This window comes from Mycobacterium simulans (genome assembly GCF_900232995.1).
GTDB lineage: Bacteria > Actinomycetota > Actinomycetes > Mycobacteriales > Mycobacteriaceae > Mycobacterium > Mycobacterium simulans.
On sequence record NZ_OCVX01000003.1, the window covers coordinates 1,298,724 to 1,314,581 of the forward strand.

The 15,858-nt window shown below is 64.5% G+C and carries 12 protein-coding genes and 1 pseudogene; 5 read left to right on the forward strand and 8 right to left on the reverse strand.

The window, feature by feature from the left end:
* Nucleotides 1–4: 4 nt before the first annotated feature.
* The gene (locus MSIMFI_RS06600) at nucleotides 5–1,306 is read right to left on the reverse strand and encodes a MinD/ParA family ATP-binding protein (RefSeq protein WP_191496602.1); all 1,302 of its coding nucleotides are present in this window, start codon (nucleotides 1,304–1,306) and stop codon (nucleotides 5–7) included.
* Nucleotides 1,307–2,000: 694 nt separating this feature from the next.
* On the opposite strand from MSIMFI_RS06600, the gene gltB reads away from it, so the two are divergent.
* Together gltB and MSIMFI_RS06610 are read left to right on the forward strand one after the other, a co-directional pair.
* Complete coding sequence (gltB, locus tag MSIMFI_RS06605; protein ID WP_191496603.1) at nucleotides 2,001–6,605, forward strand: glutamate synthase large subunit; 4,605 nt, start codon at nucleotides 2,001–2,003, stop codon at nucleotides 6,603–6,605.
* Nucleotides 6,598–8,064: a glutamate synthase subunit beta gene (locus MSIMFI_RS06610; protein WP_191496604.1), complete on the forward strand. Its 1,467-nt coding sequence runs from the start codon at nucleotides 6,598–6,600 to the stop codon at nucleotides 8,062–8,064. Before gltB ends, MSIMFI_RS06610 begins: the two co-directional genes overlap by 8 nt.
* A 488-nt stretch (nucleotides 8,065–8,552) precedes the next feature.
* Here MSIMFI_RS06610 and MSIMFI_RS06615 read toward each other — a convergent pair.
* Nucleotides 8,553–8,637 (reverse strand): annotated as a pseudogene (locus MSIMFI_RS06615) (LLM class F420-dependent oxidoreductase); the annotation flags it as partial.
* Nucleotides 8,638–8,736: 99 nt separating this feature from the next.
* Between MSIMFI_RS06615 and MSIMFI_RS06620 the strand changes: the two are divergent.
* Together MSIMFI_RS06620 and MSIMFI_RS06625 are read left to right on the forward strand one after the other, a co-directional pair.
* Nucleotides 8,737–9,186, forward strand: a complete 450-nt coding sequence (locus MSIMFI_RS06620; protein ID WP_191496605.1) for a hypothetical protein — start codon at nucleotides 8,737–8,739, stop codon at nucleotides 9,184–9,186.
* On the forward strand, nucleotides 9,174–10,181 hold the full coding sequence (locus MSIMFI_RS06625) for a PHP domain-containing protein (RefSeq protein ID WP_191496606.1): 1,008 nt from the start codon (nucleotides 9,174–9,176) through the stop codon (nucleotides 10,179–10,181). Before MSIMFI_RS06620 ends, MSIMFI_RS06625 begins: the two co-directional genes overlap by 13 nt.
* On the opposite strand, the gene dinB is transcribed toward MSIMFI_RS06625, so the two are convergent.
* Entirely contained in the window at nucleotides 10,170–11,372 is a 1,203-nt protein-coding gene (gene dinB, locus MSIMFI_RS06630; protein ID WP_191496607.1) for a DNA polymerase IV, read from the reverse strand. The genes MSIMFI_RS06625 and dinB overlap by 12 nt on opposite strands.
* Before the next feature lie 23 nt (nucleotides 11,373–11,395).
* On the reverse strand, nucleotides 11,396–12,043 hold the full coding sequence (locus MSIMFI_RS06635; RefSeq protein ID WP_191496608.1) for a TetR/AcrR family transcriptional regulator: 648 nt from the start codon (nucleotides 12,041–12,043) through the stop codon (nucleotides 11,396–11,398).
* 155 nt (nucleotides 12,044–12,198) lie between these two features.
* Here MSIMFI_RS06635 and MSIMFI_RS06640 point away from each other — a divergent pair, with 155 nt between their 5' ends.
* Entirely contained in the window at nucleotides 12,199–13,668 is a 1,470-nt protein-coding gene (locus tag MSIMFI_RS06640; protein WP_191496609.1) for a flavin-containing monooxygenase, read from the forward strand.
* A 5-nt stretch (nucleotides 13,669–13,673) separates the two neighbouring features.
* Here the strand turns inward: MSIMFI_RS06640 and rraA are convergent, their stop codons facing one another.
* The 4 genes from rraA to MSIMFI_RS06660 form a co-directional block, all read right to left on the reverse strand.
* Entirely contained in the window at nucleotides 13,674–14,153 is a 480-nt protein-coding gene (gene rraA / locus MSIMFI_RS06645; RefSeq protein ID WP_191496610.1) for a ribonuclease E activity regulator RraA, read from the reverse strand.
* 16 nt (nucleotides 14,154–14,169) lie between these two features.
* A complete protein-coding gene (locus MSIMFI_RS28890) occupies nucleotides 14,170–14,577 on the reverse strand; it encodes an Rv3852 family protein (RefSeq protein WP_191496611.1) in 408 nt (135 codons plus the stop codon).
* Between the two features lie 110 nt (nucleotides 14,578–14,687).
* A complete protein-coding gene (locus MSIMFI_RS06655) occupies nucleotides 14,688–15,200 on the reverse strand; it encodes a copper resistance CopC family protein (RefSeq protein WP_191496612.1) in 513 nt (170 codons plus the stop codon).
* Nucleotides 15,197–15,856, reverse strand: a complete 660-nt coding sequence (locus MSIMFI_RS06660) for a YcnI family copper-binding membrane protein (RefSeq protein ID WP_191498060.1) — start codon at nucleotides 15,854–15,856, stop codon at nucleotides 15,197–15,199. Before MSIMFI_RS06660 ends, MSIMFI_RS06655 begins: the two co-directional genes overlap by 4 nt.
* Between the last annotated feature and the right edge of the window lie 2 nt (nucleotides 15,857–15,858).

A 15,858-nucleotide genomic window follows, 5' to 3' on the forward strand; every position in this document is an offset into this window, starting at 1 on the left:
CGTCTCAGGCACCTGACGCGAAGTAGCCCGTGATCGTCGCCGCGATCTGTAAGAACTTGAGTCGTGTGGCGGGGGCCATTTCGTGGACCACATCGATGACACCGCCAGGCCGTAGGTGGGGATCGAAGGGCACCTCGACCACAGGCTGGCCGTGATCAACGAATTCGCGAGCCAGTAACGCCCGGGTGCGCTTGTCGGCATGTCCGTCGGAATCGTTGAGTACGACGATGCTGCGTTGCAACAAACTGGTGAGGCCCCGATCTGACAGCCACTCCATGGTCTTCGCCGCTGCCGAGGCCCCATCCGCCCACGGTGAGGACACCACGATCAGTGCGTCCAGGTCGCGCAGGACTTCTTGGGTTACCCCGGCATCCATCGTCGAACCGCAGTCGATGACCGAGATCGCGAAATGGCGATCCAGCCGCAGGACGGCTTCCCGGTAGATCGCCGGGTCGAGCACTCGGCGCGGTCCGGACGCCGGCTCACCACCAAGGACATGCAGCCCGACGGAATTTCGGCCAACACGGGCGGTCATGTCGGTGAACGACTGCAGGTTCTTGTCTGCGGTCAGTTCCCAGAACGAACCGGTTGCCCGCGGATCGATTCGACTGCTCAGCCGGCCGAAGGCGGTGTCGGCGTCGATCGCGACGATGCGGTCCTGCTGGCGCAGTTCGGCGAGGATCGATCCGACGCTGGCTGCGACAGACGTTTTCCCGACACCGCCCTTGCCCAGCACGCCGACCTTGTGGTTGCCGTGCAGGACGCTTCGGATTGCCTTTTCGAATTGCGCGGCCTCGCGTTGCGCGGGCGATGGGCCAGGGCTAATTAGGCCGAAGGTCGCCGCCCGGACGATGCGCCGCCAGCCGCGGTCGGCGGGTTGTGTCCGCGGGCGTTGCGGGGAGACAGCCCGATCGGCCCACGGAGCGGGCGGGGCCGCCGCGGCGCCCGGTTGGGGCGGCGGAGGCGGGGGGTGGGTCTTATAAACATCTGACGCTGCCGGCGAAGCCCCCTGGGGAGAGGTCGGGGGGGCGCGGGACATTGAAGAAAAAACACGGAGAGGCGGTGGGGGCGCGGACGGACGCGGTCGGGGTTCCGGTGGGTGCGGTGCTCTCGCGGTTGGTCTGGGCGGCGGTAGCGGACCTCGCGCTGGAGGAGGCGGAGCGACAGGTGCACGTCGCGGGGCCGCTGGAACAGGTGGGGGCACCGTGCCGGAATCTCCGGACCGCGCAGCGGGCGGGCGCGCGGCAGGGGTGTCGGGTTGGACGGGCCGCACCCGGTCCCGCAGGAATTCATCGCGCACGTTCATGGGCTCCTCAGGTGACGGGCAACTGATCGTCGCGCCTGTGGCCGACCGCGGGTAGCTCCCGCCTGAAACCCCACGGTCCACGAACCAGTATCCTGACGGAAAACCTGTACCGACCTTGCCCAGCCGGTTTTAGAGTCCTATTAGTATTGTGCAAACTCGGGCCTGGTGCGGCGCGACGCCGTCGCGATGCCGCGAGCGTTCCAGACGGCGCCTCCGGCCGCGGGTGCTGCCATGCCTTATCGTGCGGCGTGTTGCCAGTGTGACGTGCGCTTGCGATTCGGGCGATCGTGATGACAGGCCGGCAAACCGAGTTCGTAGCAAACTTGGTTAAGCGGTTGGTGTGGCCGATGGCACGTCGCGGTCACCACCACCGTGGGCAGCTTGCCGGGAGCTGAACGGCACACCGCGATGCTGTCGATCAGCAGTTACAGCGAATTTACGTTGCCGCCAGGCGGCAGGTTACTATTGGGGAAGTTGGCATGTCAGGCGGGTTTTGTCATATCGTTTTACGACTTGTCGAGACCGGTTAAACGGCCACCGTTCAACGCTGCACGGACGAATCAATAACCGGACCATCTCCGCCTGTCGAACAGCCTATCGACAAGCCGAAGAGGTCCAGCCCGCAACCTCTGGGAGGGGCCTGGCGGAGCCGATGATGAGGCCGTGCAGAAGTCTGGTGAAGGGTTAGGTGGGAATGGCGCCCAAGCGCTCGGGCTCCCAAGGGCTGTACAACCCCGCATTCGAACACGATTCGTGCGGGGTCGCCATGGTCGTCGACATGCACGGTCGGCGTAGCCGCGACATTGTGGATAAGGCGATCACCGCGCTGCTCAACCTTGAACATCGCGGCGCTCAGGGTGCCGAACCGCGCAGCGGTGACGGCGCGGGCATCCTGATTCAAGTCCCGGATACGTTCCTCCGGGAGGTCGTGGACTTCGAGCTGCCCGCCCCGGGCAGCTACGCCACCGGTATCGCCTTCTTGCCGCAGTCGTCCAAGGATGCCGCGGCGGCCTGCGCCGCGGTGGAGAAGATCGCCGAAGCCGAGGGCCTGGAGGTGCTGGGCTGGCGGAACGTGCCCATCGATGACTCGTCGCTGGGAGCGCTGTCTCGCGACGCGATGCCAACGTTCCGCCAGGTGTTTCTGGCGGGAGCGTCTGATATGACGCTGGAACGGCGTGCCTACGTGGTTCGCAAGCGCGCCGAGCATGAGCTTGGCACCAAGGGGCCCGGACAGGACGGACCCGGCCGCGAAACCGTGTACTTCCCGAGCCTGTCCGGCCAGACGTTCGTCTATAAGGGCATGCTGACCACCCCGCAGCTCAAGGCGTTCTACCTCGACCTGCAGGATGAGCGGCTGACGAGCGCCCTGGGCATTGTGCATTCCCGGTTCTCCACGAACACCTTCCCGTCGTGGCCGCTGGCACATCCTTTCCGGCGCATTGCCCACAACGGTGAGATCAACACCGTCACCGGCAACGAGAACTGGATGCGGGCTCGTGAGGCGTTGATCAAGACCGACATCTTCGGGTCCGAAGCCGATGTCGAGAAGCTGTTCCCGATCTGCACACCGGGCGCCTCCGACACCGCGCGCTTCGACGAGGTGCTCGAATTGCTGCACCTGGGCGGACGCAGCCTGGCCCACGCGGTGCTGATGATGATCCCGGAGGCCTGGGAACGCCATGAGTCGATGGACCCCGCGCGACGGGCGTTTTACCAGTACCACGCATCCTTGATGGAGCCTTGGGACGGCCCGGCGTCGATGACGTTTACCGACGGCACCATCGTGGGCGCGGTGCTCGACCGCAACGGCCTGCGCCCGTCGCGCATCTGGGTCACCGCCGACGGCCTGGTCGTCATGGCCTCCGAGGCCGGCGTGCTGGACCTGGATCCGTCCACGGTGGTTCAGCGGATGCGGCTGCAGCCCGGCCGCATGTTCCTGGTGGACACGACCCAGGGCCGCATCGTCTCCGACGAGGAGATCAAGGCCGAGCTGGCCGCCGAGCACCCCTACCAGGAATGGCTCGACAAGGGCCTGGTGCCCATCGACAAGCTGCCGGCGAACAAATACGTCCGCATGCCCCACCACCGACTCGTCATGCGACAGCAGGCCTTCGGGTACACCTATGAGGAACTTAATCTGCTGGTGGCACCGATGGTGCGCACCGGCGTCGAGCCGATCGGATCGATGGGCACCGATACCCCGATCGCGGTGCTGTCACGGCGTCCTCGGATGTTGTACGACTACTTCCACCAGTTGTTCGCTCAGGTGACCAACCCGCCGCTGGATGCCATTCGCGAGGAAGTGGTGACCAGCCTTCAGGGAACCACCGGCGGCGAGCGCGACCTGCTCAACCCGGACGAAAACTCCTGCCATCAGATCCTGTTGCCCCAGCCCGTCCTGCGTAATTACGAGTTGGCCAAGTTGATCAACCTCAACCCCGACGACGAGGTCAACGGACGTCCGCATGGCATGCGGTCCAAGGTGATTCACTGCCTGTACCCGGTCGCCGAGGGCGGCGCCGGGCTGGCCGCCGCGATGGACGAGGTGCGTGCGCAGGCGTCGGCGGCGATCGCCGACGGCGCCCGGATGATCATTTTGTCCGACCGCAATTCCGACGAACAGCTGGCTCCGATTCCGTCACTGCTCGCCGTTGCCGGTGTGCACCACCATTTGGTGCGCGATCGGACCCGCACCCATGTGGGCCTGGTGGTCGAATCCGGCGATGCCCGCGAGGTCCACCACATGGCGATGCTGGTCGGTTGCGGGGCGGCCGCAGTCAACCCCTACCTGGTGTTCGAGTCGATCGAGGACATGCTCGACCGGGGTCTCTTGGATGGCCTCGGGGATGGGATTGACCGCAACACGGCGTTGCAGAACTACGTCAAGGCCGCCGGCAAGGGCGTTCTGAAAGTCATGTCCAAGATGGGCATTTCGACGCTGGCGTCCTACACCGGCGCGCAGCTGTTCCAGGCGGTCGGTGTCTCCGAGGAAGTTCTGGACGAGTACTTCACCGGATTGGTTTGTGCAACCGGCGGAATCACGCTGGACGACATCGCCGCAGACGTCGCTGCCCGCCACGCGCTGGCTTACCTGGACCGTCCGGACGAACGGGCGCACCGCGAGCTCGAAGTCGGTGGGGAATACCAGTGGCGTCGGGAGGGCGAGTACCACCTGTTCAACCCAGAAACCGTGTTCAAGCTGCAGCACGCCACGCGGACCGGTCAGTACAAGATCTTCAAGGAGTACACCCGTCTCGTCGACGACCAAAGCGAGCGGATGGCGTCGTTGCGTGGACTCCTCAAGTTCCGCGCGGGTGTGCGTCCGCCGGTTCCGCTGGACGAGGTCGAGCCCGCCAGCGAAATCGTCAAGCGTTTCTCGACGGGCGCGATGAGCTACGGCTCGATCTCCGCCGAAGCGCACGAGACACTCGCCATTGCGATGAACCGGCTGGGGGGCCGGTCAAACTGCGGTGAAGGCGGGGAGGACGTCAAGCGATTTGAGCACGACCCCAATGGTGATTGGCGCCGCAGCGCGATCAAGCAGGTGGCCTCAGCCCGGTTCGGGGTCACCTCGCACTACCTGACCAACTGCACCGACATCCAGATCAAGATGGCCCAGGGCGCGAAACCCGGTGAGGGAGGACAACTTCCGGGACACAAGGTGTATCCATGGGTCGCCAAAGTCCGCCACTCCACACCCGGCGTCGGCCTGATCTCGCCGCCGCCGCACCACGACATCTACTCGATTGAAGACTTGGCGCAGCTCATCCACGACCTCAAGAACGCCAACCCGTCCGCTCGGGTTCACGTCAAGCTGGTCTCCGAGAACGGCGTGGGGACCGTTGCCGCGGGTGTTTCCAAGGCACACGCCGACGTAGTCCTGATTTCGGGCCATGACGGTGGCACCGGCGCAACCCCGTTGACATCGATGAAGCATGCCGGCGCGCCGTGGGAGTTAGGCCTGGCGGAAACGCAGCAAACGTTGCTGCTCAACGGGTTACGCGACCGGATCGTGGTCCAGGTGGACGGTCAGCTCAAGACCGGCCGCGACGTGATGATCGCAACGCTGCTCGGCGCCGAGGAGTTCGGCTTCGCCACCGCCCCGCTGGTGGTCGCCGGCTGCATCATGATGCGGGTATGTCACCTAGACACCTGCCCCGTCGGCGTGGCCACCCAGAACCCCGTGCTGCGTGAACGATTCACCGGCAAGCCCGAGTTCGTCGAGAACTTCTTCATGTTCATCGCCGAAGAAGTGCGGGAGTATATGGCGCAGTTGGGCTTCCGGACACTGAATGAGGCCGTCGGTCAGGCCGGAGCGCTGGACACCACGCTGGCGCGGGCGCACTGGAAGGCGCACAAGCTGGACCTGACGCCAGTGTTGCATGAGCCGGAGTCGGCCTTCATGAACCAGGATCTGTACTGCAGCTCGCGCCAGGACCACGGCCTGGACAAGGCGCTCGACCAGCAGCTGATCGTGATGAGCAGAGAGGCGCTAGACGCCGGTTCACCCGTCCGGTTTTCGACGACAATTGGCAATGTCAACCGTACGGTGGGCACCATGCTGGGCCACGAGGTGACCAAAGCCTATGGCGGCCAAGGCCTGCCGGACGGCACCATCGATATCACGTTCGAAGGATCGGCGGGGAACAGCTTTGGCGCCTTTGTGCCGCGGGGGATTACGTTGCGTGTCTACGGCGATGCGAACGACTATGTCGGCAAGGGCCTGTCCGGTGGTCGGATTGTGGTGCGGCCGTCGGACAATGCGCCGCAGGACTATGTTGCTGAGGAAAACATCATCGGCGGCAACGTGATTCTGTTCGGCGCCACCAGTGGAGAGGTCTTCCTGCGCGGTGTGGTGGGGGAGCGGTTCGCGGTCCGCAACTCCGGCGCACACGCGGTGGTCGAGGGCGTGGGCGATCACGGTTGCGAATACATGACCGGGGGTCGGGTGGTCATCCTTGGCCGCACCGGACGCAACTTCGCCGCTGGCATGTCGGGTGGTGTGGCCTACGTTTACGACCCGCACGGTGAACTTCCGGCCAACCTCAATACCGAGATGGTCGAGGTCGAGGCACTCGATGTTGACGATGTGGACTTCTTGCACGGCTTCATCCAGGCGCACATCGATGCCACCGATTCCGCTGTTGCGCAGCGGATCCTGGCTGACTGGCCCGGGCAGCAACGGCACTTCGTCAAGGTGATGCCGCGCGACTACAAGCGGGTGCTGCAGGCGATCGCGGAAGCCGAACGTGACGGCGTTGACATTGACAAGGCGATCATGGCGGCGGCTCATGGCTGATCCAACCGGCTTCCTGAAGTACACCCGCCGCGAGTTGCCGAAGCGGCGGCCGGTGCCCCTGCGGCTGCGCGACTGGAACGAGGTCTACGAAGAGTTCAACGAGGGGACCTTGCGCCAGCAGGCGACTCGCTGCATGGACTGCGGTATTCCGTTCTGCCACCACGGTTGTCCGCTGGGCAACCTGATCCCGGAGTGGAATGACCTGGTGCGCAGGGGCCGTTGGCGGGACGCGATCGAACGGCTGCACGCCACCAACAACTTCCCCGACTTCACGGGTCGGCTGTGTCCGGCCCCGTGCGAGCCTGCGTGCGTGCTCGGCATCAACCAGGATCCGGTGACGATCAAACAGATCGAGCTGGAGATCATCGACAAGGCCTTCGACGAAGGCTGGGTGGAGCCGGTGCGGCCGCATTGCGAGACCGGCAAGACGGTCGCCGTTGTGGGTTCGGGTCCGGCCGGCCTGGCCGCCGCCCAGCAGCTCACGCGTGCGGGGCACAAAGTCACCGTCTTTGAGCGTGACGACCGTATCGGCGGGCTGCTGCGCTACGGCATCCCCGAGTTTAAGATGGAAAAACGCATCCTCGACCGACGCCTGGAACAGATGCGGGCCGAGGGCACCGAATTCCGGGCCGGCGTCAACGTTGGCGTCGACATCACCGCCGACCAGCTGCTAGCCGGCTTCGATGCGGTGGTGCTGGCTGGCGGCGCCACCGCCTGGCGTGAGCTGCCGATCCCGGGCCGCGAGCTGAACGGCATCCACCAGGCGATGGAGTACCTGCCGTGGGCTAACCGGGCACAGGAGGGTGACGACGTCCTGGGCGAGGACGGCGAGCCGCCGATCACCGCCAAGGACAAGCGGGTCGTCATCATCGGCGGCGGTGACACCGGGGCCGACTGCCTGGGAACCGCGCACCGCCAAGGTGCGGCGAACATCCACCAGTTCGAGATCATGCCGCGTCCACCCGACAGTCGCGCGGAATCGACCCCATGGCCGACCTACCCGTTGATGTATCGGGTGTCGGCGGCGCATGAAGAAGGCGGCGAGCGGGTCTTCTCGGTCAACACCGAGGAGTTCGTCGGCAAAGACGGGCACGTGAGTGCGCTCAAGGTGCATGAAGTGACCATGGAGGACGGCAAGTTCGTCAAGGTTGAGGGTTCTGACTTCGAGCTCGAAGCCGATCTCGTTTTGTTGGCGATGGGATTCGTCGGTCCGGAAAGGCCCGGGCTGCTCACCGACCTCGAAGTGAAGCTCACCGACCGCGGCAATGTTGCCCGTGATGACGACTTCGCCACCTCGGTTCCGGGTGTATTCGTCGCCGGCGACATGGGCCGCGGCCAGTCATTGATCGTCTGGGCGATCGCCGAAGGCCGGGCCGCCGCGGCGGGGGTGGATCGATATCTGATGGGCTCCAGCGCGCTGCCGGCCCCGATCAAGCCGACCGCCGCACCGCTTCGATAGTCACAACTGTCACAGCAGAAACATTTGATAAATTGCTCGGCGCGTCGTCGAGAGTTTGCCAGACGCGGGGTGTCTAATAAGCACTTGTGGGCTGGATCACATAGGAGTCGCATAGAATCGTATGTGAGAGCCCGGTTGAGTTGTCCGATCGCAGGAGTGCCACTGTGCGTAGCAACCCAGTACCCCGGTCACGAATGGGGCGAATCGCCTGGTCATGGTTCCGTCACCCGGTGAAGAGCCACGAGTTTCCTGCTAAGCACGAGCGCCTGGTAACCGCTGAGGAACTGCTGCGCTTCGCCGTGTAATCGCGTGGATTGCGTGCGCACGGTTCCGCAAAGAATTTGCTCAGCTTTATCGAGTTGTTATCTAGCACAACCCCGATTCCTTGATGGTCTCCGCAGTGGTTCCAGGACGGCGGGGGCGTGTGGCGGGGTGATGTACGCGATGCCCAGCCGCCCTTCCCCGAGGCCCAGTTGGGCGGAGAGTGTGCTGAAGATCGGATAGAAGTGGTCGAATGTCCACCCCGGACTCGAAGACCTCGATGTCGTCGGCCACCTTCCAGACGGCCGGCATGTCGGCCCAAGTGGTGTGTTGTGGTCAGGTTTTGAACGCGAATCGCGTTGGCCCGACCGTAGTCCTGCTCTCTAAGGCACAACTAAGCTGGAGCGAACCATGAGCTGCGCGCCTGGAATCGACCGCATCGATACCAACATCACCCTTCTGGCGACCGGGTTAATCTTTCTTCTCGCGCTTGGTCTTGGAGTGTGGAAGTACCGCCAAATCATGGTCACCGACGACCACCGCGCGCACCCCTATGTCGACATTGCACACCGCGCGGCGCTGCTCTACGCGTTTGCGACGCTCCTGATCGCGGTGTTCGTCGAACTCAGCGCCTGGCCGGCCTGGGTCAACCTGTCTGCGGCGATGGTGGCAGTGTTCTTCTTTGTGGGCGCCATCGCGAGCTACATCTTCCACGGCGCCCGGCGGGACACCGAAAACCAATTCGACCCTCCCGTGCGCGGCACCGGGATGGTGATGAGCTTGCTTATCCTCGGCGAGATAGGCGGATTCGCAGTGGTTTTCGCTGGATTCATTGTTGGGCAGCTGATGTGGACCCGGTAATCGCGCTGCGGCAGATCGCCTACTACAAGGATCGGAAACGCGACGATCCCAGGCGCGTGATGGCGTATCGCAATGCCGCTGACATCATCGAAAGACTCGACGACGCCGCGCGGGAGGGGCACGGTCAGGCAACCAGCTGGCAGTCGCTACCGGGCATCGGGCCCAAGACCGCAAAGGTCATCGATCAGGCCTGGTCCGGCCGCGAACCCGACGTCCTGATCGAATTGCGTTCTGCTGCTCAGGATCTCGGTGGCGGCGACGTCCGGGCGGCGCTGCGCGGGGACCTGCACCTGCACTCGAACTGGTCGGACGGGTCAGCGCCAATCGAGGAGATGATGGCCACCGCCGCGGCGCTGGGTCATGAATACTGCGCGTTGACCGACCACTCGCCGCGGCTGACGATCGCCAACGGACTGGCTGCGGACCGGTTGCGCAAACAGCTCGACGAGATCGAGGGGCTGCGCGAAAAATTCGCGCCCATGCGCATTCTCACCGGCATCGAGGTCGACATTCTCGAGGACGGCAGCCTGGATCAGGAGCCCGAGTTGCTGGATCGTCTCGACATCGTGGTGGCAAGCGTGCACTCGAAGTTGTCGATGGACTCCGCCGCGATGACTCGCCGGATGGTGCGCGCCGTTTCCAACGGCCAGGCCGACGTGCTGGGACACTGCACCGGCCGATTGGTTTCCGGAAACCGCGGCATCCGGCCCGAATCGAAGTTCGACGCCGAGGCGGTGTTCACCGCTTGCCGTGACCATGGCACCGCGGTGGAGATCAACTCCCGTCCCGAGCGCCGCGACCCGCCGACCCGCCTGATGAACCTCGCTCGAGACATCGGCTGCGTATTCAGCATCGACACCGACGCGCACGCGCCCGGTCAGTTGGATTTCTTGGGCTACGGGGCGCAACGCGCGCTGGATGCGGGCATTCCGGTCGACCGCATCGTCAACACCTGGCCTGCCGATGAACTATTGGAGTGGGCTTCAGTCGGGTAGGTGCGGCATCTCGATGCCCGGGTCACGGCCGACCAGCACCGCCCGCGTCACCGCGGACTTGCCGTAGCGCTGGCGAATCTGGTCTACCGCCTCGTCAATGGAATCGGGCACCTCGCCGCCAAACGGCAGCGTCAGTTGTTGGGCACCACTGCGGTCGATGCCCGACACCGCGAAACCGATCAGCGTCAAACCACGTTCTGCGATGGTTGGCGCGGCCGATGCGACCAGCCGGCGGGCGGCGGCGAGGATGGGCTGCCTCGACGACGTGGCCCAGGGCAGCGTATGTGACCGGGTTGCGCGGCCAAAATCGTCGAACCGCAGGCGCAGCACCACCGTGCGTCCGGTGCGCCCGGCCGCTCGCATGCGGCCGGTGATGCGATCGATCAGGGTGACCACCACCGCGTCGATCTCGACAGGCGACATGCTGCTGCCGGCCCGGCCGAGTGCACGCTGGGCGCCGACCGAGCGGCGTCGGACGCCCGTGGTCACTCGCCGGCGATCGATATTGCGCGACAGCGCATACAGTTGGCGGCCCATGGCGCTACCCAGCATCGAGGCCAGCGTCGACTCGCTGAGCTCGGCGACCTCGCCGACCGTCTTTATGCCGTGCGCATGCAACTTCTCGGCGGTCACCGCACCCACGCCCCACAGCCGGCGCACTGGCAGCGGATGCAGAAATGCCAGCTCCTGATCGGGCGGCACTAGCAGCAGTCCGTCGGGCTTGGCTTCCTGGCTGGCGACCTTCGCCAGGAATTTCGTCCGGGCAATTCCTACGGTGATCGGAAGGCCTACACGATCGCGAACGTCTGCACGCAGCCGTGCTCCGATTTCGACTGGCGTGCCTGCGATCCGCCACAAACCGCTCACATCGAGAAACGCTTCGTCCACCGAGAGCGGCTCCACGAGCGGCGTGCAGTTACGAAACACCTCGAAGACCGCGTCGCTGGCTTGCATGTAGGCCGCCATGCGGGGCGGCACGACCACGGCGTGTGGGCACAGCCGCCGCGCCTGGGCCCCGCCCATCGCGGTACGCACGCCGTAGGCCTTGGCTTCGTAGCTGGCGGCCAGCACGACTCCGCCGCCGACGATCACCGGGCAGCCCCGCAACGCCGGGTCGTCGCGCTGTTCGACGGAGGCGTAGAACGAGTCCAGGTCTGCGTGCAGGATGGAGGCCTCGCACCGCACGAACACATGTTCGCATCGGGGTATGACAGCTAGTGAACTTCGCCGTAGATGCTATTCACCCAGACGTGCACCAGCGCATCCAGCACGTGCGCCTCGGGGACCGCGGGCTGTTCGTTGGCGAACGAGGCGAACAACGCCCGTTCGTTCATCAGGTTGAGGACCGTGGCCAGCTCTTGGCTGGGCAGGGTGTGGGGCGCGGCACCGCGGTCACGTTCGGCATCGATCCCGGCAGCGGAAAAGGAAATCCACTTCTGCATGAATGTCGACCACAGCTCCCGCAACTCACGAGCGCCTTCCCTGGCGGCCATGGCGGCTCGGGTTACCGCCTTGTGAGCTCCGAATGTTTCGAAAAACACGTTGATACCGGTGCGCCACATGTGGTCGCGGTCCCCATCGCCGTTCTCTACCAGGGCCTGCAGCGCGGAGTCGGCCTCGTTGACCACCTGATCCAGCAGCGCCAGCAGAACCGCGTCCTTTGATGGGAAATAGAAGTAAAACGTGGGCCGTGAGATACCGGCGCCCTTGGCTAGGTCGTCGACGGAGATGTCGCTTAGCGGCCGGTTTTCCAACAGGTGTTCAGCGGTGGCAAGAATCGCCAATTCGCGTTCATCGCCGGATGGCCGCGAATTGCGGCGACCCCGGTTGAGCGAAACCCGGCTCACAGAGGAGTTGGCCACGCGGGCAGTTTACTCCGTGTCGAGAATTTCGACATGTTGTTGACAACCGCCCCGTCTACGACCGCCCAACCCGCCGGCACACGTCGGCCGGGCCGCCGCTCCTTTGCTCGACACACTGTTGACGAATTCGACACACCGTTGATAACGTGGGGATCATGACTGAGCACCTTGACGTCGTCATCGTGGGCGCCGGCATTTCGGGTGTGAGTGCGGCCTGGCACCTGCAAGACCGCTGTCCGACCAAGAGCTACGCGATCCTGGAAAAGCGTGAGTCCATGGGTGGCACCTGGGACTTGTTCCGCTACCCAGGAATTCGGTCCGACTCTGACATGTACACGCTCGGTTTCCGCTTCCGCCCGTGGACAGATCGACAAGCCATTGCCGATGGCAAGCCGATCCTCGAGTACGTCAAGACCACAGCCGCGATGTATGGCATCGATAAGCACATCCGGCTCAACCAGAAGGTCATCTGCGCTGACTGGTCGAGCACCGAAAATTGCTGGACGGTTCAGATCGAAAGCCACGGCACGCAAAGCGCGCTGACCTGCTCGTTCCTCTTCTTATGCAGCGGCTATTACAACTACGACGAAGGTTACTCACCGAAGTTCGCAGGCTCCGAGCACTTCGCCGGCCCGATCATCCATCCGCAACACTGGCCCGAGAACCTGGACTACGCGGACAAGAAGATCATCGTGATCGGCAGTGGCGCTACCTCGGTCACTCTCGTTCCGGCGCTGGCAAATTCGGGTGCTAAGCACGTCACGATGCTGCAACGCTCACCCACCTACATCGTCTCTCAACCGGAACAGGACAACATGGCCAAGCGGCTCAACCGGTGGCTGCCTGAAAGGATGGCCTACACCGCCGTTCGGTGGAAGAACGTGTTGCGCCAGCAGGCCGTGTACGGGGCCTGTCAGAAATGGCCGCGCCGCATGCGGAAAGTGTTCATGGGCTTGGTCCAACGCCAGTTGCCCGAGGGTTACGACGTGCGGAAGCACTTTGGGCCACATTACAACCCGTGGGAGCAGCGGTTATGCCTGGTGCCCAACGGCGACCTGTTCCGCGCCATCCGCCACGGGAAGGTTGACGTGGTCACCGACACCATCGACCGGTTCACCCCCACGGGTATTCGGCTCAACTCGGGCCGCGAACTGGCGGCCGACATCATCATCACCGCAACCGGTTTGAACCTACAGCTCTTTGGTGGTGCGACCGCCACCGTCGACGGACAACCGGTGGATTTGACCAAGACGATGGCCTACAAGGGCATGATGCTGTCCGGCATCCCCAATATGGTCTACACGGTTGGTTATACGAATGCGTCGTGGACCCTGAAGGCCGACCTGGTGTCGGAGTTCGCCTGTCGTCTGCTGAATTACATGGACGCCAACGGGTTTGACACCGTGGTGGTAGAACACCCGGGCACCAATGTCGAGGAGCGGCCGTTCATGGAGTTCACCCCGGGTTACGTCTTGCGCTCTCTCGACGAGCTGCCGAAGCAGGGCTCCCGCACCCCCTGGCGTTTGAATCAAAACTACCTACGCGATATCCACCTGATCCGGCGCGGCAAGATCGACGACGAGGGTTTGAGGTTCGCGAAAAAGCCTGCTGCAGTAGCAGTTTAGGATCCCTACGGCTTGACGATGACAATGCCGTCATCGTCGCTGTAGGCGATATCACCGGGCACGAACGTTACACCGCCCAAGGTGATTTCGACGCCGCGTTCGCCGGCACCGGTCTTCGTGCTCTTGCGGGGATTGGTGCCCAACGCCTTGATGCCGATGTCTATGCCACCTAGTGCAGCAGCGTCACGCACTGCGCCGTTAACGACCAGGCCGGCCCAACCGTTTGAGCGGGCCAATTCGGCGATCACATCGCCCACCAAGGCGGTGTGTAGCGAGCCGGCACCGTCTATCACCAGGACTCCGCCGCCGCCCGGCTGCGACAGCACCGATTTCAACAGTGCATTGTCCTGGAAGCACCGGACGGTGCTGATCGGCCCGGCGAATTCCGATCGGCCACCGAACTGGCGGAACTGGACGTCACAGCTGCGCACGTCGGGCCCGATGTCGTCGACCAGATCGGCCGTCGGCCGGAATGACAAGGTCATGGTTGTGCCACCGCGGTCAGTGGCGCCGCAGCTGCCGGACCAGCAGCAAGGCCAACAGGCTAAGGGTGATAGCAACCACCAACGGCAACGGGGACTGAAGTGGCGATGAAGCCGATGTTTCCGGGGGAAGTGGGTTGTTGGCACGATCCACGGTCGACTTCGCTTGGGCCGCCGCGTCTTTGGCGGCAGCGGTCAGTTGGCCATTGGTTTCGGCCCTAGGCTGCACACCGGGTGGCTTTTTGGCGGGTGCCTTTTTGGCGGGTGCTTTTTTCGCCGCCGCTTTTTTCGCCGCCGCTTTTTTCGCCGGTGCTTTCTTTGCTGGCGCCTTTGCGGCCTTCTTGGCGGCCGGGGGAGTTGCCTTCTTGGCCGGGGGCTTCGGTGCGCTGTCGGGTTCGCTGTCGGGTCGATCCTGGGGGTCTGCCATGCGGCCGCTCCTTTGCAGCTTTGTCGTCGCTCACTAAGTCGCTATGCACTCGGTCCCATCATGCCAGGACACGCTGCTTCGACATTTGGGGTCGGCTTACGTCTGGTCGGCTAGGGTCTCCGCCGGATGGCCCATAACGCGCCCACGCCGACCGCGATTATCGCCCCCACCGCGAACGGCCAGGTCGGGATGTCGCCGCCCTCGTCGCTGGCAGCGGCCGCGGGGCCGGGCGTCCCGGTGCCGGGCACGGTCAGTCCAAACGACCATGACCCGGAGACCACGTGCCCGTCCGCAGAGGTCACGCGATAGTTCACGGTATAGCGCCCGGCTGGTCCAAGCGGTCGCACACCGACAGCGACGACCGCGCCCCGCACGGTCGGTGCGTCGGCAGACCAAATGTTGGCATCTGGCCCGACGACCGTCATGGCCGCGAACGTGGTTTGGAGGCGCTCGTTGAAGGTCGCGCTTACCTGCGACGGGCCGGACGTCAGAACCGCGTTGTCCGCTGGGTCCTCGGCGATTCGGGCAGCGTGCGCGGAGGCCACTTGCGCCATTAGGGTCGCGGTAACCGTCAGGGCGGCCAGCAGCACGGCTGCCCAGGCGATCGGTAACAGGCGCCTCATGACCGTCGGCGTACCAATGCCAGACAGATGCCCAGCGCGCTGATCAGCAGGGCCACTCCGCCCAACCAACGGGCGGTGTTGTCCGGCGGTCTGTTCGCAAGCGTGGTCGACTGCGGGTGGTGCTCGCGTGGTGCCACCGGTCCGGCCACCAGTGTCAGCGTGGGCGCGGGGTGTTCCGGCTCGGCGCCGCCCGGCCCCGTTGAGCCTGGCGGCTGGTCCCACTTGACGCTCGAACCGTCGGAATAGGTCTGGGTGGTCGGAAACCTCACGGAGTCGGTGTCTGGCAGCTGGACCGATATCCGGAACAGCCCGAACTGATCTGGCTGAATCCCGGCGTTGGGCGCGGCGGTCCAGGTCACCGATCGGACGCTACCGGAGACGGCATCGCGGCCGAGCTTCGCCGTCCACCCGGGCATCGTTTCGGTACGCGCCGACGCCACATCCGGGAGTGTGACGGCGAGCGCCGTGGTGGCAGCGCCGGTGTTGGATTCGTTGGGCACCTGGAAGGTGACGATCGAGATGCCACCGCGCACCGGATTGTCGCAGCTGGCATGAACATGCGCGCTGGCGGTTGGGATGCCCGCAACCGAGCCAAGATACAGCGCTGCGGCCAGGGCGATCGCGATCACGCCGCGCGAAATCCAGTGGAATGAGATGT

Excerpts from the sequence above, each read along its gene's own strand:
- MSIMFI_RS06600 (WP_191496602.1), bottom strand. The coding sequence starts at position 1,306 with ATGAACGTGCGCGATGAATTCCTGCGGGACCGGGTGCGGCCCGTCCAA.
- gltB (WP_191496603.1), top strand. The coding sequence starts at position 2,001 with ATGGCGCCCAAGCGCTCGGGCTCCCAAGGGCTGTACAACCCCGCATTC.
- MSIMFI_RS06610 (WP_191496604.1), top strand. The coding sequence starts at position 6,598 with ATGGCTGATCCAACCGGCTTCCTGAAGTACACCCGCCGCGAGTTGCCG.
- MSIMFI_RS06620 (WP_191496605.1), top strand. The coding sequence starts at position 8,737 with ATGAGCTGCGCGCCTGGAATCGACCGCATCGATACCAACATCACCCTT.
- MSIMFI_RS06640 (WP_191496609.1), top strand. The coding sequence starts at position 12,199 with ATGACTGAGCACCTTGACGTCGTCATCGTGGGCGCCGGCATTTCGGGT.
- rraA (WP_191496610.1), bottom strand. The coding sequence starts at position 14,153 with ATGACCTTGTCATTCCGGCCGACGGCCGATCTGGTCGACGACATCGGG.
- MSIMFI_RS28890 (WP_191496611.1), bottom strand. The coding sequence starts at position 14,577 with ATGGCAGACCCCCAGGATCGACCCGACAGCGAACCCGACAGCGCACCG.
- MSIMFI_RS06655 (WP_191496612.1), bottom strand. The coding sequence starts at position 15,200 with ATGAGGCGCCTGTTACCGATCGCCTGGGCAGCCGTGCTGCTGGCCGCC.